This window comes from Streptomyces sp. M41, assembly GCF_043673425.1.
In the GTDB taxonomy this organism is placed as follows: Bacteria; Actinomycetota; Actinomycetes; order Streptomycetales; family Streptomycetaceae; genus Streptomyces.
Genome location: NZ_JBIMKE010000004.1, coordinates 141,773 through 160,791, shown reverse-complemented (window position 1 = coordinate 160,791; position 19,019 = coordinate 141,773). Strand labels below are relative to the sequence as shown.

The following is a 19,019-nucleotide window of genomic DNA, read 5'->3' as shown; positions in this document are numbered from 1 at the left end:
TTTCCACTCCCGTCACGGTGCGTCCATACGGCGGACGTGATCGCGCCGCCCGGCGACGCCGGACCGGACCGCTCACGCCGTCCAGGAGTGCCCGGCGGTCGCCCGCACGCGCGCGTGGCTACGATGGGCCAGCCGGTGGCCACCAGGGCCGCACGGCGCCACACCGACCCTCGGGAAGGCCATGCTGAACAAGTACGCGCGTGCATTCTTCACGCGTGTCCTCACACCGTTCGCCGCGTTTCTGATCCGGCGGGGCGTCAGCCCCGACACGGTCACGCTCATCGGCACGGCCGGTGTGGTCGCGGGCGCGCTGGTCTTCTACCCCATGGGCGAGTTCTTCTGGGGCACGGTCGTGATCACGCTGTTCGTGTTCTCCGACCTCGTCGACGGCAACATGGCCCGCCAGCTCGGCCGCTCCAGCCGCTGGGGCGCCTTCCTGGACTCCACGCTCGACCGGGTCGCCGACGCCGCGATCTTCGGCGGCTTCATCCTCTGGTACGCGGGCGGGGGCGACGACCTCGTCCTGTGCGCCGTCTCCATCTTCTGCCTGGCCAGCGGCCAGGTGGTCTCGTACACCAAGGCCCGCGGCGAGTCGATCGGTCTGCCGGTCGCCGTCAACGGGCTCGTCGAGCGCGCCGAGCGGCTGGTGATCTCGCTGGTGGCCGCCGGATTCGCGGGCCTGCACAAGTTCGGGGTACCCGGCATCCAGTACCTGCTGCCCGTCGCCCTGTGGATCGTCGCCGTCGGCAGCCTCGTCACCTTGATCCAGCGCGTCGTCACGGTCCGCCGGGAATCCGCGGAGGCCGAGGCCGCCGAGACCGCCGAGACCGCGCAGGACAAGCCGCAGAGCGCCTCTCATGGGAGCGAGGCAGCCAAGTGAGTGCACAGGACCGGCTCACGGACGCCCTGTACGGGATCGGCTGGGGCACGGTGAAGAAGCTCCCCGAACCGGTGGCCGTGCGGCTCGGGCGCACCATCGCCGACCTCGCCTGGAAACAGCGCGGCAAGGGCGTGAAGCGGCTGGAGAGCAACTACGCGCGCGTGGTGCCCGACGCGAGTCCCGAGCGCCTCGCCGAGCTCTCGCGCGCGGGCATGCGCTCGTATCTGCGCTACTGGATGGAGTCCTTCCGGCTGCCCGCCTGGAGCCCCGAGCGCATAAGGAACGGCTTCGACCCCAAGGACGTCCACCACCTGACCGACGGCCTCGCCTCCGGCCAGGGCGTCATCCTCGCCCTGCCGCACCTGGCCAACTGGGACCTCGCGGGCGCCTGGGTCACCACCGCACTGCAGACGCCCTTCACGACGGTCGCCGAGCGCCTCAAGCCCGAGACGCTGTACGACCGTTTCGTCGCCTACCGCGAGGGCCTCGGCATGGAGGTCCTGCCGCACAGCGGCGGCACCGCCTTCGGCACGCTCGCCAGGCGGCTGCGCGACGGCGGCCTGGTCTGCCTGGTCGCCGACCGCGACCTGTCCGCCTCGGGCGTCGAGGTGGACTTCTTCGGCGCCACGGCCCGGATGCCCGCCGGACCCGCGCTGCTCGCCCAGCAGACCGGCGCGCTGCTGCTCCCGGTCACGCTCTGGTACGACGACTCACCCGTCATGCGGGGCCGGGTCCATGCCCCGGTCGAGGTGCCGGAGTCAGGTACCCGGGCCGAGAAGACGTCTGTCATGACACAGGCGCTGGCCGATGCCTTCGCCTCGGGGATCGCCGAGCATCCGGAGGACTGGCACATGCTTCAGCGCCTGTGGCTCGCTGATCTGGACCCCACGAAGGGACCCGCGTGAGGATCGGCATCGTCTGCCCGTACTCCTGGGACGTCCCAGGAGGCGTCCAGTTCCACATCCGCGACCTCGCCGAGTACTTCATCCGGCTCGGCCACGAGGTGTCCGTCCTCGCCCCCGCCGACGACGACACCCCGCTCCCGCCCTACGTGGTCTCGGCGGGTCGCGCGGTCCCCGTGCCGTACAACGGCTCGGTCGCCCGCCTGAACTTCGGCTTCCTCTCGGCAGCCCGGGTCCGCCGCTGGCTGCACGACGGCGCGTTCGACGTCATCCACATCCACGAGCCGACGTCACCCTCCCTCGGCCTGCTGACGTGCTGGGCGGCCCAGGGACCGATCGTGGCGACCTTCCACACGTCGAACCCCCGGTCCAGGGCGATGATCGCGGCGTACGCCATCCTCCAGGCGGCCCTGGAGAAGATCAGCGCCCGGATCGCGGTCAGCGAGTACGCGCGCCGCACGCTGGTGGAACACCTGGGCGGCGACGCCGTGGTCATCCCCAACGGCGTCGACGTCGACTTCTTCGCCAAGGCCGACCCCGAGCCTCAGTGGCAGGGCGACACGATCGGCTTCATCGGCCGCATCGACGAACCCCGCAAGGGGCTGCCGGTCCTGATGCGGGCGCTGCCGAAGATCCTCGCCGCCCGCCCGCAGACCAGGCTCCTGGTGGCCGGCCGGGGCGACGAGGAGGAGGCCGTCGAGTCGCTGCCGGCCGAGCTGCGCTCCCGGGTCGAGTTCCTCGGCATGATCAGCGACCAGGACAAGGCGCGTCTGCTGCGCAGCGTCGACCTGTACGTCGCTCCCAACACCGGCGGCGAGAGCTTCGGCATCATCCTCGTGGAGGCCATGTCGGCCGGGGCACCCGTCCTCGCCGCGGACCTGGACGCCTTCGCCCAGGTCCTGGACCACGGCACCGCCGGCGAACTCTTCGCCAACGAGAACGCCGACGCCCTCGCGGAGGCGGCCGTACGCCTCCTGGAGGACCCGGACCGCCGGGCGGAACTGCGCGAGCGGGGGAGCGCGCACGTGCGCCGGTTCGACTGGTCGACCGTCGGCGCGGACATCCTGTCGGTCTACGAGACGGTGACGGCGGGCGCGGCGGCGGTCGCCGCGGACGAGGGCACCGGAGGCGGCGGCCTGCGGGCGAGACTGCGGCTGGCGCGGGACTGAGAGCCCTTCAGGGGCCGAAGCGAGGTCCGGGGCGCCGCGAGTGACGGGCCCCTGCCGGGCAGGCCATGCGGCAGCCCCGTGACGGGCCAGGCCGACGGCAGCCTCATGACGGGCCAGGCCAACGGCAGCCCCTGACGGTCACTCACCGCCCCCCGCCGCTCACGAACGCCCCGCTCGACCCCCGCCCCGCTCCTCAGGACTAGGCTCCGCCCGTGACCGCAACCCTCATCTGGATCCTCGTAGCGCTCGTCGCGATCGGCCTCTACCTGAGCTGGACCGCGGGCCGCCTCGACCGGCTGCACGCCAGGATCGACGCGGCCCGCGCCGCCCTCGACGCCCAGCTGCTCCGCCGCGCCTCGGTGGCCCAGGAGGTGGCCACCTCCGGCGTCCTGGACCCGGCCGCGTCGATCGTCCTGTACGAGGCCGCCCACGCCGCCCGGCAGGCCGAGGAGGAGCACCGGGAGGTCTCCGAGAGCGAGCTGAGCCAGGCGCTGCGGGCCGTGTTCGCCGACGCCCAGCAGATGGACGCGGTGCGCGAGGCACCAGGAGGCGAGGAAGCGGCCCGTGAGCTGACCGAGGCGGTGCGCCGGGTCCCGATGGCCCGACGCTTCCACAACGACGCCGTACGGGCGGCCAGGGCGCTGCGCCGGCACCGCAAGGTCCGCTGGTTCCGGCTGGCCGGACACGCTCCGTTCCCGATGGCCTTCGAGATGGACGACGAGCCGCCCGCCGCACTGGCCGACCGGGCCGCCTGACCAGCGCGTTCACGCCATCGAGCCGGAAAAGGATCCACCGGCTTGTCATTGGCCCTTGCTGTGGCCTGGTCCGCTCCCGTTTCCTCGGTGCTTGCAGTAACCCTTCTTCACCGTGTGAGGTCACCCGTGTCCATCTCCGAAAACCAGGCTCCCGAGACCGGCACCGCCCGCGTGAAGCGCGGCATGGCCGAGCAGCTCAAGGGTGGCGTCATCATGGACGTCGTCACTCCGGAGCAGGCGAAGATCGCCGAGGACGCGGGCGCCGTCGCCGTCATGGCCCTGGAGCGGGTGCCCGCCGACATCCGCAAGGACGGCGGCGTGGCCCGCATGTCCGACCCGGACATGATCGAGGGCATCATCGATGCCGTCTCGATCCCGGTCATGGCCAAGTCCCGCATCGGCCACTTCGTCGAGGCCCAGGTCCTGCAGTCCCTCGGCGTCGACTACATCGACGAGTCCGAGGTCCTCACCCCGGCCGACGAGGTCAACCACTCCGACAAGTGGTCCTTCACCACGCCGTTCGTCTGCGGTGCCACCAACCTCGGTGAGGCCCTGCGCCGCATCGCCGAGGGCGCGGCCATGATCCGCTCCAAGGGTGAGGCCGGCACCGGCAACGTCGTCGAGGCCGTCCGCCACCTGCGCCAGATCAAGAACGAGATCGCCAAGCTGCGCGGTTTCGACAACCACGAGCTGTACGCCGCCGCCAAGGAGCTGCGTGCCCCGTACGAGCTGGTCAAGGAGGTCGCCGAGCTCGGCAAGCTCCCGGTGGTGCTGTTCTCCGCCGGTGGCGTGGCCACCCCGGCCGACGCCGCGCTGATGCGCCAGCTCGGCGCCGAGGGCGTCTTCGTCGGCTCCGGCATCTTCAAGTCCGGCGACCCGGCCAAGCGCGCCGCCGCCATCGTGAAGGCGACGACCTTCTACGACGACCCGAAGATCATCGCGGACGCGTCCCGCAACCTCGGCGAGGCCATGGTCGGCATCAACTGCGACACCCTCCCCGAGACCGAGCGCTACGCCAACCGCGGCTGGTAAGGCACTGCATCCCATGAGCAACACCCCCGTCATAGGCGTCCTGGCGCTCCAGGGCGACGTACGGGAGCACCTCATCGCCCTGGCCGCGGTCGACGCCGTGGCCAGGCCGGTGCGGCGCCCCGAGGAACTCGCCGAGGTGGACGGCCTCGTCATCCCCGGCGGCGAGTCCACGACCATCTCCAAGCTGGCCGTGCTCTTCGGCGTGATGGAGCCCCTGCGCGCGCGTGTGCGAGCCGGCATGCCCGTCTACGGCACCTGCGCCGGCATGATCATGCTCGCCGACAAGATCCTCGACCCGCGCTCGGGCCAGGAGACGATCGGCGGCATCGACATGATCGTTCGCCGCAACGCCTTCGGACGTCAGAACGAGTCCTTCGAAGCGGCGGTCGACGTGCGGGGCATCGCGGGCGATCCTGTGGAGGGTGTCTTCATCCGCGCCCCCTGGGTCGAGTCCGTCGGCGCCGAGGCCGAGGTCCTCGCCGAGCACGACGGCCACATCGTCGCGGTCCGCCAGGGCAGCGCACTGGCCACGTCGTTCCATCCGGAACTGACCGGAGACCACCGCGTGCACGGCCTGTTCGCCGACATGGTGCGCGCGAACCGGACAGCCGAGTCCTTGTAGGATCTCTGGCGTTCGTTATGTAGAGGGTTACGCGAAGGAGACAGGCAGATGTCCGGCCACTCTAAATGGGCTACGACGAAGCACAAGAAGGCCGTGATCGACGCCAAGCGCGGCAAGCTCTTCGCGAAGCTGATCAAGAACATCGAGGTCGCGGCCCGCATGGGCGGTGTCGACCTGGACGGCAACCCGACGCTCTACGACGCCGTCCAGAAGGCGAAGAAGCAGTCGGTTCCGAACAAGAACATCGACTCCGCGATCAAGCGCGGCGGCGGTCTCGAAGCCGGTGGCGCCGACTACGAGACGATCATGTACGAGGGCTACGGCCCGAACGGCGTCGCGGTGCTCATCGAGTGCCTCACCGACAACCGCAACCGCGCCGCCTCCGACGTCCGCGTGGCCATGACCCGCAACGGCGGCTCCATGGCCGACCCGGGCTCGGTGGCGTACTTGTTCAACCGCAAGGGCGTCGTCATCGTCCCCAAGGGCGAGCTGACCGAGGACGACGTGCTCGGCGCCGTCCTCGACGCCGGTGCCGAAGAGGTCAACGACCTCGGCGAGTCCTTCGAGGTGCTCAGCGAGGCCACCGACCTGGTCGCGGTCCGCACCGCCCTCCAGGACGCGGGCATCGACTACGACTCCGCCGAGGCCAACTTCGTCCCGACCATGCAGGTCGAGCTGGACGAGGAGGGCGCGAAGAAGATCTTCAAGCTGATCGACGCCCTCGAGGACAGCGACGACGTGCAGAACGTCTTCGCCAACTTCGACGTGAGCGACGAGGTCATGGAGAAGGTCGACGCGTAACCGCCGCCGCGAGCTGCACGGTCTCAACGGGCCGACGGGACACCCCCGTCGGCCCGTCGCTTTGCCGGGCGTCGGTTACCGGCGTTGTCGGTGGCACCCGATAGCCTGCACAAACAGGCGATCGAAGGAGGGGGCGCGGTGCGCGTACTGGGGGTGGACCCGGGGCTGACGCGGTGCGGTGTCGGCGTGGTCGAGGGCGTCGCCGGGCGCCCGCTCACCATGCTCGGCGTAGGCGTCGTCCGCACGCCCGCGGACGCCGAGTTGGGCCACCGCCTCGTCGCGATCGAGCAGGGCATCGAGCAGTGGCTGGACGAGCACCGGCCCGAATTCGTCGCCGTGGAGCGGGTGTTCAGCCAGCACAACGTCCGTACGGTGATGGGCACCGCCCAGGCCAGCGCCGTCGCGATGCTCTGCGCCGCCCGCCGCGGCATCCCCGTCGCCCTGCACACCCCCAGCGAGGTAAAAGCCGCCGTCACCGGCAGCGGTCGTGCCGACAAGGCCCAGGTCGGCGCCATGGTCACCCGGCTGCTCGGACTCACCGCCCCGCCCAAGCCCGCCGACGCGGCCGACGCCCTCGCGCTCGCCATCTGCCACATCTGGCGCGCGCCCGCGCAGAACCGACTCCAGCAGGCCGTCGCCCTGCACACCGCCAAAGCACCGAAAGGCCGTACGGCATGATCGCCTTCGTCAGCGGCACAGTGGCCGCACTCGCTCCGGACACCGCGGTCGTCGAGGTGGGCGGAGTCGGCATGGCCGTCCAGTGCACGCCGAACACCCTGTCCGGCCTGCGCATGGGCCGGCCCGCCAAGCTGCACACCTCGCTCGTGGTCCGCGAGGACTCCCTCACCCTGTACGGCTTCGCCGACGACGACGAGCGGCAGACCTTCGAGCTGCTCCAGACCGCGAGCGGCGTCGGCCCGCGCCTGGCCCAGGCGATGCTGGCCGTGCACTCGCCCGACGCCTTGCGCCGAGCCGTGGCCACCGCCGACGAGAAGGCCCTCACCGCCGTCCCCGGCATCGGCAAGAAGGGCGCCCAGAAGCTGCTCCTGGAGCTCAAGGACCGGCTCGGCGAACCCCTCGGACAGCCTGCCGTCGGCGCCCCCGTCACCCAGGGCTGGCGCGACCAGCTGCACGCCGCCCTGATCGGCCTCGGCTACGCGACCCGCGAGGCCGACGAGGCCGTCACCGCCGTCGCCCCGCAGGCCGAGTCGACCGAGGGCACCCCCCAGGTGGGCCCGCTGCTGAAGGCGGCCCTGCAGACCCTGAACAGAGCGCGCTGACCGCCAGACCGACGACCCCGGCATAAGACACCCGCACGACAGACGCACGTACGGCCCGCCGCCGTACGGCACACCCTCGTACGACATCCACCGCGACCCGCGAGGCACACGCAATGAACTGGGACGACACCACCGACACCCCCGGCCCCGAGCGGCTCGCCGGGTCCGCCGAGGAGCGGCTGGTGGGCTCTGTCGCCGACCGTGAGGACCAGGCCGTGGAGGCCGCGCTGCGCCCCAAGGACCTGGGCGAGTTCATCGGCCAGGAGAAGGTCCGCGAACAGCTCGACCTCGTCCTGCGCGCCGCACGCGCGCGTGGCGCCACCGCCGACCATGTGCTGCTGTCCGGCGCCCCCGGCCTCGGCAAGACCACCCTCTCGATGATCATCGCGGCCGAGATGGAAGCCCCCATCCGCATCACCTCCGGCCCGGCCATCCAGCACGCCGGCGACCTCGCCGCGATCCTCTCCTCCCTCCAGGAGGGCGAGGTCCTCTTCCTCGACGAGATCCACCGCATGTCCCGGCCCGCCGAGGAGATGCTGTACATGGCGATGGAGGACTTCCGGGTCGACGTGATCGTCGGCAAGGGCCCGGGCGCCACCGCCATCCCGCTGGAGCTGCCTCCCTTCACCCTGGTCGGCGCCACCACGCGCGCGGGTCTGCTGCCGCCCCCGCTGCGCGACCGCTTCGGCTTCACCGCGCACATGGAGTTCTACGAGCCCGCGGAGCTCGAGCGCGTCATCCACCGCTCGGCGAACCTTCTCGACGTCGAGATCGCGGCCGACGGCGCCGCCGAGATCGCCGGCCGCTCCCGAGGCACCCCCCGCATCGCCAACCGCCTGCTGCGCCGTGTCCGTGACTACGCCCAGGTCAAGGCCGACGGCATCATCACCAAGGACATCGCCTCGGCCGCCCTCGCCGTCTACGAGGTGGACACGCGCGGCCTCGACCGGCTCGATCGCGCCGTACTGGAAGCCCTGCTCAAGCTGTTCGGCGGCGGCCCGGTCGGGCTGTCCACGCTCGCGGTCGCGGTGGGGGAGGAGCGCGAGACGGTCGAGGAGGTCGCCGAGCCGTTCCTCGTACGAGAGGGCCTGCTCGCCCGTACACCGCGCGGCCGGGTCGCCACGCCTGCCGCATGGGCGCATCTCGGCCTGACCCCGCCCGGCTCGGCTGCAGGAAGCGGACAACAGGACTTGTTCGGGGCGTGACCCCATCGTGACGGCGAGCTCAGTGGCCGCAGGGGGAACCCCAGTGCCATGCTGAGCGTTGTTCCATGCGCGGAGACTCGCCTAGACTCCGCCGATGCCGCCTTTGTCGGCGGCAGACAATCCCCCAACCATCAGGCCGCTCACCATCGCGGTCGTGTGAAGGAAGTTCCGACCCGTGAGTCTCGTGACCCTCCTCCCGTTCATCGTGCTCATCGGGGCCATGTTCCTGATGACCCGGTCGGCCAAGAAGAAGCAGCAGCAGGCCGCCGACATGCGGAACCAGATGCAGCCCGGATCCGGTGTCCGCACCATCGGGGGCATGTACGCCACGGTCAAGGAGGTCAGCGACGACACCGTCCTCCTCGACGCCGGCCCGGGCGTGGAGCTCCTCTTCGCCAAGAACGCCATCGGTGCCGTCCTCTCCGACGACGAGTACAACCGCATCGTCCACGGCATCGAGCACGACCTGAAGTCCGACGTCGTCCCGGACGACGCCTCCTCCCTCACCGGGACCGACGAGCCCGCCGCTGACGCCTCCGACGACAAGCCTGTCGACTTCGGCAAGAAGGACGTGAAGGCCGAGGCCGAGGAGCCGTCCGACGCCGTGTCCGCCGAGGCGAAGACGGACGACGAGCCGAAGAAGTCAGAGGGCGACTCCGGCGCGAAGTAGCCATGTTCCGGGGCGCGCGGGCCAGGCCTGCGCGCCCTCGGGCATGCTGAGCTCGCACGGGACCCCGACACCATGTCATGGCCACCCGCCCGTTGATCCGGAGCGAGGCGGCCCGAGAGGGAGTACGAGAAGGTGGCAGCACCTAAGAAGGGCCGGAACGCGAGCGCCCAGAGCAAGCCAGGGCGCTCGCTGGCCCTCATCCTGATCGCCATCGCGGCGCTCACCGGAGGGATGTTCGCCGCGGGGCACACCACTCCGCGGCTCGGTATCGATCTGGCCGGCGGCACCAGCATCACGCTGCGTGCGGAAGCCGAACCCGGCCAGGAATCCGCGATCAACAAGACCAACATGAACACCGCGGTCGAGATCATGGAACGCCGGGTCAACGGTCTGGGTGTCTCGGAGTCCGAGGTTCAGACCCAGGGCGACAAGAACATCATCGTCAACATCCCCAAGGGCACGAACTCCAAGGAAGCCCGCGCGCAGGTCGGCACCACCGCCAAGCTGTACTTCCGGCCGGTCCTCGCCACCGAGCTGGCCGGCGGCGGCACGGCGCCCACCCCCTCGCCGACCAGCACCGGCACTCCGTCGGGCGACTCCGGCGAGAAGGCGACCTCCTCCTCGTCCCCCTCCGGCACTCCCTCGGCCACCGCCACCAAGCAGGGCCGCGCGGTCACCGACGCGCTGAAGGCCGACCCGACGCCGTCCAAGAGCGGCGACTCCAGCGCCTCCCCGTCGGCGAGCGGCAGCCCCTCCGGCGACAAGGCCGCGGCCGATCTCCAGGCGCAGTACGCCAAGCTGGACTGCACGAAGGAAGCGGTCCGGGCCAAGGCCGGTGACGGTGCCAAGCCCACCGACTCCACCGTCGCCTGCGGTCAGAACTCGTCGGGCCAGTGGCAGAAGTACATCCTCGGCCCCGCCGAGGTCGACGGCACGGACGTGGACGAGGCCAAGGCCGTCTTCGACACCCAGACCGGCGCCGGCTGGACCGTGACCATGAAGTTCACGGGCAAGGGCGGCGACAAGTTCGCCTCCATCACCGGCAAGCTGGCCAAGAACCAGCCGCCGCAGAACCAGTTCGCCATCGTCCTGGACGGCGAGGTCGTCTCCGACCCCCGTGTCTCGGAGGCCCTGACCGGCGGCAGCGCCGAGATCTCCGGCAGCTTCGACCAGGAGTCGTCCGAGAGCCTGGCCAACATGCTGTCGTACGGCGCCCTGCCGCTGACCTTCAGCGAGGACAGCGTCACCACGGTCTCCCCGGCGCTCGGCGGCGAGCAGCTCAAGGCGGGTCTGATCGCCGGCGCGATCGGCCTGGCCCTGGTCATCATCTATCTGCTGGTGTACTACCGCGGGCTGTCGTTCATCGCGATCCTCTCGCTGCTGGTCTCCGCGGCCCTGACCTACACGATCATGTCGCTGCTCGGCCCGGCCATCGGCTTCGCGCTGAACCTGCCGGCGGTCTGCGGTGCCATCGTCGCCATCGGCATCACGGCGGACTCGTTCATCGTGTACTTCGAACGCGTCCGAGACGAGATCCGCGAGGGCCGCACCCTCCGCCCCGCCGTCGAGCGTGCCTGGCCGCGCGCCCGGCGCACCATCCTGGTCTCCGACTTCGTGTCGTTCCTCGCCGCCGCGGTGCTGTTCATCGTCACCGTCGGCAAGGTCCAGGGCTTCGCCTTCACGCTCGGCCTGACCACCCTCCTCGACGTCGTCGTGGTGTTCCTGTTCACCAAGCCCCTGCTGACGCTCATGGCGCGCACGAAGTTCTTCGCGAGCGGCCACAAGTGGTCCGGCCTCGACCCCAAGCGACTGGGTGCCAGGCCACCGCTGCGCCGCACCCGCCGCCCCTCCGCCCCCATCGAGACGAAGGAGGCGTGAGATGTCGAAGCTCGGCAACCTCGGCGCCCGACTGCACCGTGGCGAGGTCGGCTACGACTTCGTCGGCAACCGCAAGATCTGGTACGGCCTGTCGATCCTGATCACCATCACGGCCATCGTCGGCCTGGCGGTGCGCGGACTGAACATGGGCATCGAGTTCCAGGGCGGAGCGGTCTTCAACACCCCGAAGACCAGCGTCTCGGTGTCCCAGGCCCAGGAGTACGCCGAAGAGGCGTCCGGCCACGACGCGATCGTCCAGAAGCTCGGCAGCGGCGACGAGTCCACGCTGCGGATCCAGGTCGCGGGCATCGACACCACGCAGGCCAACAAGGTCTCGGCGGAGCTGGCCGAGAAGCTGGGCGTCCCGGAGGACGACGTCACGGGCGAGCTGGTCGGCCCCAGCTGGGGTGAACAGATCGCCAACAAGGCATGGCAGGGCCTCGGCATCTTCCTCGTCCTGGTCGTGATCTATCTGGCGATCGCGTTCGAGTGGCGCATGGCGCTCGCCGCCTTCGTCGCCCTGATCCACGACATCACCATCACGGTCGGCATCTACGCCCTCGTGGGCTTCGAGGTCACGCCGGGCACCGTGATCGGTCTGCTGACGATCCTCGGCTATTCGCTCTACGACACGGTGGTCGTCTTCGACAGCCTCAAGGAGCAGACGAAGGACATCACCAAGCAGACCCGCTGGACCTACAGCGACATCGCCAACCGTTCGATCAACAGCACCTTGGTCCGCTCCGTCAACACCACGGTCGTCGCGTTGCTGCCGGTGGCGGGCCTGCTGTTCATCGGTGGCGGCTTCCTCGGCGCCGGCATGCTCAACGACATCTCGCTGTCGCTGTTCGTCGGCCTCGCCGCCGGCGCGTACTCCTCGATCTTCATCGCCACGCCGCTCGTCGCCGACCTCAAGGAGCTCGAGCCGCAGATGAAGGCCCTGAAGAAGCGGGTGCTCGCCAAGCGCGCCCAGGGCGGCGCCCAGGGCGAGGCGCCGGACTCCCCGGTCAGCGACGACTCCTTCGACGACGAGCCGGAGGACGCCGCCCCCGCGGTCGTCGGTCCGCGCAACCAGCCCGCGTCCCGGGGCCGGGGCCGCGGTCGCCCCTCGGGCAAGCGCCGATGACCGAGATCAAGGAGCTGCTGCTCAGCCGTATCCGGGACGTGGCGGACTACCCGGAGCCGGGCGTGATGTTCAAGGACATCACCCCGCTCCTGGCGGACCCGGCGGCCTTCACGGCGCTCACCGACGCCCTCGCCGAGATCGCCGCCGACACCGGCGCCACGAAGATCGTCGGCCTGGAGGCCCGGGGCTTCATCCTCGGCGCCCCCGTCGCCGTCCGCGCGGGCATCGGCTTCATCCCGGTTCGCAAGGCGGGCAAGCTCCCCGGGGCGACGCTCAGCCAGGCGTACGACCTGGAGTACGGCTCCGCCGAGATCGAGGTGCACGCCGAGGATCTCGCCGCGGGGGACCGTGTCCTGGTCGTCGACGACGTCCTGGCGACGGGCGGCACCGCGGAAGCCTCGATCCAGCTGATCCGCCGGGCCGGCGCCGAGGTGGCGGGGCTGGCGGTCCTGATGGAACTGGGCTTCCTGGCCGGCCGTGCCCGCCTGGAACCGGCCCTCGCCGGAGCCCCGCTGAAGTCACTCCTGACGGTCTGACCCGCACGCCCCGCAAGGCGGGCGTAAGACGCCGCAGCGTATGCCGCGCACCTCGTACCGAGGCGCGCGGCATACGCATGTCGAGGACGTGTTCCCGCCGACCGGCCCGGCCTCCATCCCACCCGCGCCGTAGTCCGACCCCAGCCCGCGCATTGAAGCGCTGCCTTTCGCAAAAGTCACCACCTGGCTCGAAATGCGCGCCCTCAGCCCCCTGACAGCCCCGCTCCTCGTGTTCGCGCACCCCCTATGGCAGGCGGGAGGAAACGCTTTCACCGCCCCCCGCCGCACCGCACCGAGAGCCGCTCAGGAATCCGAGGGCGGCCCCTCGCGTTTCTCCGGTAGACGGCCCTCACATCGGCCTGAAGGCGATCCTGAGCCGCAGGATCGCTACCATGGGGTCTCCGGAGCCTGACCGGGGGACCCGGATCGCGCACGAGGAGCCCTCTTGCCAGACGAGGCCCAGCACCTGACCGCCGCCAAGCCCGAGTCCGCCTCGGCGTCCACGGCGAAGCCCGCGCCCAACGCGTCGCACGCGAAGAACGACACCCGCGGGGCGGTCGAGCATGCCCAGTCGGCGCCCGTCGACAAGCCGGCCGAGCAGACGCGACCCAAGCCCGCCCCTGCCGAGCGGCCCGTCAACCCCCCGGCCCGCCCGGCCCCCGGTCAGCCGGCCCGCAGCGGCTCCTCCAACCGCGTCCGTGCCCGCCTCGCCCGCCTCGGCGTCCAGCGCTCCAACCCGTACAACCCGGTCCTGGAGCCGTTGCTCCGCATAGTCCGCAGCAACGACCCGAAGATCGAGACCGCCACCCTCCGCCAGATCGAGAAGGCGTACCAGGTCGCCGAGCGCTGGCACCGCGGCCAGAAGCGCAAGAGCGGCGACCCCTACATCACGCACCCGCTGGCGGTCACCACCATCCTCGCCGAGCTGGGCATGGATCCGGCCACCCTGATGGCGGGCCTGCTGCACGACACCGTCGAGGACACCGAGTACGGCCTCGACCAGCTCCGCCGCGACTTCGGCGACTCGGTCGCGCTGCTCGTCGACGGCGTCACCAAGCTCGACAAGGTCAAGTTCGGCGAGGCCGCGCAGGCCGAGACCGTCCGCAAGATGGTCGTCGCCATGGCCAAGGACCCGCGCGTCCTGGTCATCAAGCTCGCCGACCGCCTGCACAACATGCGCACCATGCGCTACCTCAAGCGCGAGAAGCAGGAGAAGAAGGCGCGCGAGACCCTCGAGATCTACGCGCCGCTCGCCCACCGCCTGGGCATGAACACCATCAAGTGGGAGCTGGAGGACCTCGCCTTCGCGATCCTCTACCCCAAGATGTACGACGAGATCGTCCGGTTGGTGGCCGAGCGGGCACCGAAGCGTGACGAGTATCTGGCCATAGTGACCGACGAGGTCCAGCAGGACCTGCGGGCCGCCCGCATCAAGGCGACCGTCACCGGCCGCCCCAAGCACTACTACAGCGTCTACCAGAAGATGATCGTCCGCGGCCGTGACTTCGCGGAGATCTACGACCTGGTGGGGATTCGTGTACTTGTCGACACGGTCCGCGACTGCTACGCCGCCCTCGGCACCGTGCACGCGCGATGGAACCCGGTCCCCGGCCGGTTCAAGGACTACATCGCGATGCCCAAGTTCAACATGTACCAGTCGCTGCACACGACGGTCATCGGCCCCAACGGCAAGCCCGTCGAACTCCAGATCCGAACCTTCGACATGCACCGCCGCGCCGAGTACGGCATCGCCGCGCACTGGAAGTACAAGCAGGAAGCCGTCGCAGGCGCCTCCAAGATCCGCACCGACGCGCCCAAGTCCTCCGGCAAGGGCAAGGACGACCACCTCAACGACATGGCGTGGCTGCGCCAACTCCTCGACTGGCAGAAGGAGACCGAGGACCCGGGCGAGTTCCTGGAGTCCCTGCGCTTCGACCTGTCCCGCAACGAGGTCTTCGTCTTCACCCCCAAGGGCGATGTCATAGCGCTCCCGGCCGGCGCCACCCCCGTCGACTTCGCGTACGCCGTCCACACCGAGGTCGGCCACCGCACCATAGGAGCGCGGGTCAACGGCCGTCTCGTGCCGCTCGAATCCACCCTGGACAACGGCGATCTGGTGGAGGTCTTCACCTCCAAGGCGGCCGGCGCGGGCCCCTCCCGCGACTGGCTCGGCTTCGTGAAGTCGCCGCGCGCCCGCAACAAGATCCGGGCCTGGTTCTCCAAGGAGCGCCGCGACGAGGCCATCGAGCAGGGCAAGGACGCCATCGTCCGCGCGATGCGCAAGCAGAACCTGCCGATCCAGCGCATCCTCACCGGCGACTCGCTCGTCACGCTCGCCCACGAGATGCGCTACGCGGACATCTCCGCGCTGTACGCGGCGATCGGCGAGGGCCATGTCTCCGCGCAGAACATCGTGCAGAAACTGGTCCAGGCCCTCGGCGGCGAGGAAGCCGCCACGGAGGAGATCGACGAGTCGGTCCCGCCGACCCGCAGCCGCAGCCGTAAGCGCCGCTCCAGCGCCGACCCGGGCGTCATCGTCAAGGGCGTCGAGGACGTGTGGGTCAAACTGGCCCGCTGCTGTACGCCCGTACCCGGCGATCCGATCATCGGTTTCGTCACCCGGGGTAGCGGAGTATCGGTTCACCGCAGCGACTGTGTGAACGTGGAGTCACTGTCCCGCGAGCCCGAGCGCATCCTCGAGGTCGAGTGGGCGCCCACCCAGTCCTCGGTCTTCCTGGTCGCCATCCAGGTCGAGGCCCTGGACCGCTCCCGGCTTCTCTCCGACGTCACCCGCGTCCTGTCCGACCAGCACGTCAACATCCTCTCCGCGGCGGTCCAGACCTCCCGCGACCGCGTCGCCACCTCCCGCTTCACCTTCGAGATGGGCGACCCGAAGCACCTCGGGCATGTCCTGAAGGCGGTCAGGGGAGTGGAGGGCGTGTACGACGTGTACCGCGTGACATCGGCGCGCAGCCGGGCGTAGCGAAAGCGAACGCACGACGAGAAGGGCCCCGCGCCTCACGAGGTGCGGGGCCCTTCTCGTCGTGAAGCAGTCGTCGGATCGTCGAAGCGGTCGTGCCCGCTTGTCAGCCGCCGAACTCCTGGAGGCCCTTCAGCGCCTGGTCCAGCAGCGCCTGGCGGCCCTCGAGCTCACGCTCCAGCTTGTCGGCCTTGGAGTTGTTGCCCTGGGCGCGCGCCTGCTCGATCTGGCCCCGCAGCTTGTCCACGGCGGCCTGGAGCTGACCGGTGAGCCCCTCGGCACGCGCGCGTGCCTCCGGGTTGGTCCGGCGCCACTCGGACTCCTCGGCCTCCTGGATGGCCCGCTCCACGGTGTGCATCCGGCCCTCGACCTTCGGGCGGGCGTCCCGCGGCACATGGCCGATGGCCTCCCAGCGCTCGTTGATCGAGCGGAAGGCGGCCCGCGCGCCCTTGAGGTCGCCGATCGGCAGGAGCTTCTCGGCCTCCTCGGCCAGCTCCTCCTTCAGCTTGAGGTTCTCCGCCTGCTCGGCGTCGCGCTCGGCGAACACCGAGCTGCGCGCGGCGAAGAAGATGTCCTGGGCGCCGCGGAAGCGGTTCCACAGGTCGTCTTCGTGCTCGCGCTGGGCGCGGCCCGCGGCCTTCCACTCGGCCATCAACTCGCGGTAGCGCGCGGCCGTCGGCCCCCACTCCGTCGACCCGGACAGCGCCTCGGCCTCGCCGACCAGCCGCTCCTTGGTCTTACGAGCCTCCTCGCGCTGCGCGTCCAGCTGCGCGAAGTGTGCCTTGCGGCGCTTGGAGAACGCCGACCGGGCGTGCGAGAAGCGGTGCCACAGCTCGTCGTCGGACTTGCGGTCGAGCCGCGGCAGGCTCTTCCAGGTGTCCACCAGGGACCGCAGCCGCTCACCGGCGGCCCGCCACTGGTCGGACTGCGCCAGCTCCTCGGCCTCGGTGACCAGAGCTTCCTTGGCGTGACGCGCCTCGTCCGACTGCTTGGCGCGCTGCGCCTTGCGCTCCTCTCGGCGTTTGTCGACCGTCTCGACCAATTTGTCCAGGCGGGTCTTGAGGGCGTCCAGGTCACCGACCGCGTGGTGGGCGTCGACCTGCTCACGGATGTGGTCGATCGCGGTCTGGGCGTCCTTCGCCGACAGGTCGGTGGTCTTCACTCGCTTCTCGAGGAGGCCGATCTCGACAACCAGGCCCTCGTACTTGCGCTCGAAGTAGGCCAGCGCCTCCTCAGGGGAGCCGGCCTGCCAGGAACCGACGACCTGCTCGCCGTCGGCCGTTCGCACGTACACGGTCCCCGTCTCGTCGACGCGGCCCCACGGGTCGCTGCTCACAGCGCCTCCTCCACATGATGCCTGCGTGGGGCTTGTGTTCCCCCGGGCATCGTCCACAGTTTCGTCACGGCCAACATAGGCGACCGGCGGGTGGCCTGTCCGCATCCCGCGCGACCGAAATTTCGCAGTTGGCGGTCAGGATTTCGTGACCGTCGCCCTGTTGATCACGACCGTCGCGTTGGGTGCCCCGTCACCCGCGCCGGTGCTCTCACCAGCCCCGGCAATCTTCTTGAGTACCTTCATGCCGGATTCGGAAACGGTACCGAACGGTGTGTAGCTGGGCGGAAGCTGACTGTCCTGGTACACCAGGAAGAACTGGCTGCCGCCGGAGTTCTTCTGCCCGGTGTTCGCCATCGCGATGGTGCCCGCCGGATAGATGTTGTTCTTGAGGCTCTTGTCCTTCAGGTTCTCGTCCGGGATGTTGTAGCCGGGACCGCCCGTGCCGGTGCCCGTCGGGTCGCCGCACTGCAGCACAAAGATGCCTTTGGTGGTGAGCCGGTGGCACTTGGAGTGGTCGAAGTAGCGCTTGCCGGCGAGGAACTCGAAGGAGTTCACCGTGTGCGGCGCGGCCGACGCCTTGAGCGCGATGTCTATGTCACCGCACGTCGTCGCGAGCTTCATCGTGTACTTCGCCGACTTGTCGACGGTCAACGCCGGCTCCTTCTTCCAGGTCGCCGTCCTGACCTTGCCCTCGGCGGGCTTCTCGCACGGGTCCGGAGCCTTGCTGGGCGGGGTGGGGCTGACCTCGGAGTTGGCGTTCTCCTGCTTGGAACCGTTGTCCTTGAGGGCCCCGGTGGTGTAGAGCGCGAGGCTGCCGATGACGATCACCCCGAGCACCGACGCGATCACCGAGTTGCGCATGCGCGACTTGCGCCGGGCTGCCGTGCGCCGCTGCTGCTGCCGCAAGAACTTCTCCCGAGCGAGCTGACGCCGCCGCTGTTCCTGGCTGACCACCGGGTTCTCTCCTCATGCGTCGTGTGTGTCGACCGGTACGCGTGCGCCCAATGAGCCGACCGCCTGCGTGTGCCCCGTACCGTATATGGGTTCGCTGAGGAATCGGCAGCGCCGGTAGGCTCTGACCTCAGGCGCTGCCCACCGACTTGTCACCCGAACCGACACAACGAAGGACGATCGTGCTCATTGCCGGGTTCCCCGCCGGGGCCTGGGGGACGAACTGCTACCTCGTCGCCCCCGCCGCCGGTGAGGAGTGCGTGATCATCGACCCGGGCCACGAAGCGGCCCCCGGAGTCGAGGAAGCACTCAAGAAGCATCGGCTCAAGCCCGTCGCCGTCGTCCTGACCCACGGCCACCTCGACCATGTGGCCTCGGTCGTCCCGGTGTGCGGGGCACACGACGTACCGGCCTGGATCCACCCCGAGGACCGGTACATGATGAGCGACCCCGAGAAGGCGCTCGGCCGCTCCATCGGCATGCAGTTGCTGGGCGAGCTGACCGTCGGGGAACCGGACGACGTCAAGGAGCTCACCGACGGCGCGAAGCTGGCGCTGGCGGGGATGGAGCTCACCGTCTCGCACGCGCCGGGCCATACCAAGGGGTCGGTGACCTTCGGCCTGCCCGAGGCGGCGGACATCCCGCCGATCCTCTTCTCGGGCGACCTGCTGTTCGCCGGCTCCATCGGACGCACCGACCTGCCCGGCGGTGACACGGCCGAGATCCTCGACTCGCTGGCCCGCGTGTGCCTGCCGCTCGACGACTCGACCGTGGTGCTGTCCGGCCACGGCCCCCAGACGACCATCGGCCAGGAGCGCGCCACCAACCCGTATCTGCGGCAGGTGGCCGCCGGCCAGGGAGCACAGCCCGCTCCCCGACGAGGAATGTGACGAGAG

Annotated in this window: 18 protein-coding genes; 16 read left to right on the top strand and 2 right to left on the bottom strand. The window is 70.1% G+C overall.

Going from position 1 to position 19,019, the window contains the following annotated elements; all coding sequences use genetic code 11:
- Positions 1 to 181 precede the first annotated feature (181 nt).
- From pgsA to relA, 15 genes are all read left to right on the top strand, one after another.
- Positions 182 to 880, top strand: coding sequence for a phosphatidylinositol phosphate synthase (gene pgsA, locus ACHBTE_RS07240; RefSeq protein WP_394722632.1), 699 nt, complete (start codon positions 182 to 184; stop codon positions 878 to 880).
- On the top strand, positions 877 to 1,785 hold the full coding sequence (locus tag ACHBTE_RS07235; protein WP_394722631.1) for a phosphatidylinositol mannoside acyltransferase: 909 nt from the start codon (positions 877 to 879) through the stop codon (positions 1,783 to 1,785). The genes pgsA and ACHBTE_RS07235 overlap by 4 nt, the downstream gene beginning before the upstream one ends.
- Complete coding sequence (locus tag ACHBTE_RS07230) at positions 1,782 to 2,951, top strand: glycosyltransferase family 4 protein (protein WP_394722630.1); 1,170 nt, start codon at positions 1,782 to 1,784, stop codon at positions 2,949 to 2,951. The genes ACHBTE_RS07235 and ACHBTE_RS07230 overlap by 4 nt, the downstream gene beginning before the upstream one ends.
- A gap of 212 nt (positions 2,952 to 3,163) precedes the next feature.
- Entirely contained in the window at positions 3,164 to 3,706 is a 543-nt protein-coding gene (locus ACHBTE_RS07225; RefSeq protein ID WP_394722629.1) for a hypothetical protein, read from the top strand.
- A gap of 126 nt (positions 3,707 to 3,832) precedes the next feature.
- Positions 3,833 to 4,738, top strand: a complete 906-nt coding sequence (gene pdxS / locus ACHBTE_RS07220) for a pyridoxal 5'-phosphate synthase lyase subunit PdxS (RefSeq protein ID WP_394722628.1) — start codon at positions 3,833 to 3,835, stop codon at positions 4,736 to 4,738.
- 13 nt (positions 4,739 to 4,751) lie between these two features.
- A complete protein-coding gene (pdxT, locus tag ACHBTE_RS07215; protein WP_394722627.1) occupies positions 4,752 to 5,360 on the top strand; it encodes a pyridoxal 5'-phosphate synthase glutaminase subunit PdxT in 609 nt (202 codons plus the stop codon).
- Between the two features lie 48 nt (positions 5,361 to 5,408).
- A complete protein-coding gene (locus ACHBTE_RS07210; RefSeq protein ID WP_394722626.1) occupies positions 5,409 to 6,161 on the top strand; it encodes a YebC/PmpR family DNA-binding transcriptional regulator in 753 nt (250 codons plus the stop codon).
- A gap of 138 nt (positions 6,162 to 6,299) precedes the next feature.
- Entirely contained in the window at positions 6,300 to 6,839 is a 540-nt protein-coding gene (gene ruvC, locus ACHBTE_RS07205; RefSeq protein WP_394722625.1) for a crossover junction endodeoxyribonuclease RuvC, read from the top strand.
- Positions 6,836 to 7,441 (top strand): Holliday junction branch migration protein RuvA, encoded by a 606-nt coding sequence (ruvA, locus tag ACHBTE_RS07200; RefSeq protein ID WP_394722624.1) that lies wholly within the window; start codon positions 6,836 to 6,838, stop codon positions 7,439 to 7,441. The genes ruvC and ruvA overlap by 4 nt, the downstream gene beginning before the upstream one ends.
- Positions 7,442 to 7,554: 113 nt before the next feature.
- Positions 7,555 to 8,646, top strand: a complete 1,092-nt coding sequence (ruvB, locus tag ACHBTE_RS07195; protein WP_394722623.1) for a Holliday junction branch migration DNA helicase RuvB — start codon at positions 7,555 to 7,557, stop codon at positions 8,644 to 8,646.
- Positions 8,647 to 8,821: 175 nt separating this feature from the next.
- Complete coding sequence (gene yajC, locus ACHBTE_RS07190; protein ID WP_394722622.1) at positions 8,822 to 9,316, top strand: preprotein translocase subunit YajC; 495 nt, start codon at positions 8,822 to 8,824, stop codon at positions 9,314 to 9,316.
- Positions 9,317 to 9,448: 132 nt separating this feature from the next.
- Positions 9,449 to 11,194 carry a protein translocase subunit SecD gene (gene secD / locus ACHBTE_RS07185; RefSeq protein ID WP_394722621.1) on the top strand — a complete coding sequence of 582 codons (1,746 nt, stop codon included), beginning with the start codon at positions 9,449 to 9,451 and terminating at the stop codon, positions 11,192 to 11,194.
- A 1-nt stretch (position 11,195) separates the two neighbouring features.
- Positions 11,196 to 12,320: a protein translocase subunit SecF gene (gene secF / locus ACHBTE_RS07180; RefSeq protein WP_394722619.1), complete on the top strand. Its 1,125-nt coding sequence runs from the start codon at positions 11,196 to 11,198 to the stop codon at positions 12,318 to 12,320.
- Positions 12,317 to 12,856 (top strand): adenine phosphoribosyltransferase, encoded by a 540-nt coding sequence (locus ACHBTE_RS07175; protein WP_394722618.1) that lies wholly within the window; start codon positions 12,317 to 12,319, stop codon positions 12,854 to 12,856. Before secF ends, ACHBTE_RS07175 begins: the two co-directional genes overlap by 4 nt.
- A 445-nt stretch (positions 12,857 to 13,301) precedes the next feature.
- Positions 13,302 to 15,839 carry a GTP pyrophosphokinase gene (gene relA / locus ACHBTE_RS07170; protein WP_394722617.1) on the top strand — a complete coding sequence of 846 codons (2,538 nt, stop codon included), beginning with the start codon at positions 13,302 to 13,304 and terminating at the stop codon, positions 15,837 to 15,839.
- A 103-nt stretch (positions 15,840 to 15,942) separates the two neighbouring features.
- Here the strand turns inward: relA and ACHBTE_RS07165 are convergent, their stop codons facing one another.
- Positions 15,943 to 17,172, bottom strand: a complete 1,230-nt coding sequence (locus ACHBTE_RS07165) for a DUF349 domain-containing protein (protein WP_394722616.1) — start codon at positions 17,170 to 17,172, stop codon at positions 15,943 to 15,945.
- Positions 17,173 to 17,307: 135 nt separating this feature from the next.
- Positions 17,308 to 18,126: a peptidylprolyl isomerase gene (locus ACHBTE_RS07160; protein ID WP_394722614.1), complete on the bottom strand. Its 819-nt coding sequence runs from the start codon at positions 18,124 to 18,126 to the stop codon at positions 17,308 to 17,310.
- Positions 18,127 to 18,305: 179 nt separating this feature from the next.
- Between ACHBTE_RS07160 and ACHBTE_RS07155 the strand changes: the two genes are divergently transcribed.
- The gene (locus ACHBTE_RS07155; RefSeq protein ID WP_394722613.1) at positions 18,306 to 19,013 is read left to right on the top strand and encodes an MBL fold metallo-hydrolase; all 708 of its coding nucleotides are present in this window, start codon (positions 18,306 to 18,308) and stop codon (positions 19,011 to 19,013) included.
- Positions 19,014 to 19,019 lie beyond the last annotated feature (6 nt).

Coding starts and splice junctions, on each gene's coding strand:
- pdxT (WP_394722627.1), top strand. CDS start 4,752: ATGAGCAACACCCCCGTCATAGGCGTCCTGGCGCTCCAGGGCGACGTA.
- ACHBTE_RS07175 (WP_394722618.1), top strand. CDS start 12,317: ATGACCGAGATCAAGGAGCTGCTGCTCAGCCGTATCCGGGACGTGGCG.
- ruvA (WP_394722624.1), top strand. CDS start 6,836: ATGATCGCCTTCGTCAGCGGCACAGTGGCCGCACTCGCTCCGGACACC.
- secF (WP_394722619.1), top strand. CDS start 11,196: ATGTCGAAGCTCGGCAACCTCGGCGCCCGACTGCACCGTGGCGAGGTC.
- ACHBTE_RS07210 (WP_394722626.1), top strand. CDS start 5,409: ATGTCCGGCCACTCTAAATGGGCTACGACGAAGCACAAGAAGGCCGTG.
- ruvB (WP_394722623.1), top strand. CDS start 7,555: ATGAACTGGGACGACACCACCGACACCCCCGGCCCCGAGCGGCTCGCC.
- pgsA (WP_394722632.1), top strand. CDS start 182: ATGCTGAACAAGTACGCGCGTGCATTCTTCACGCGTGTCCTCACACCG.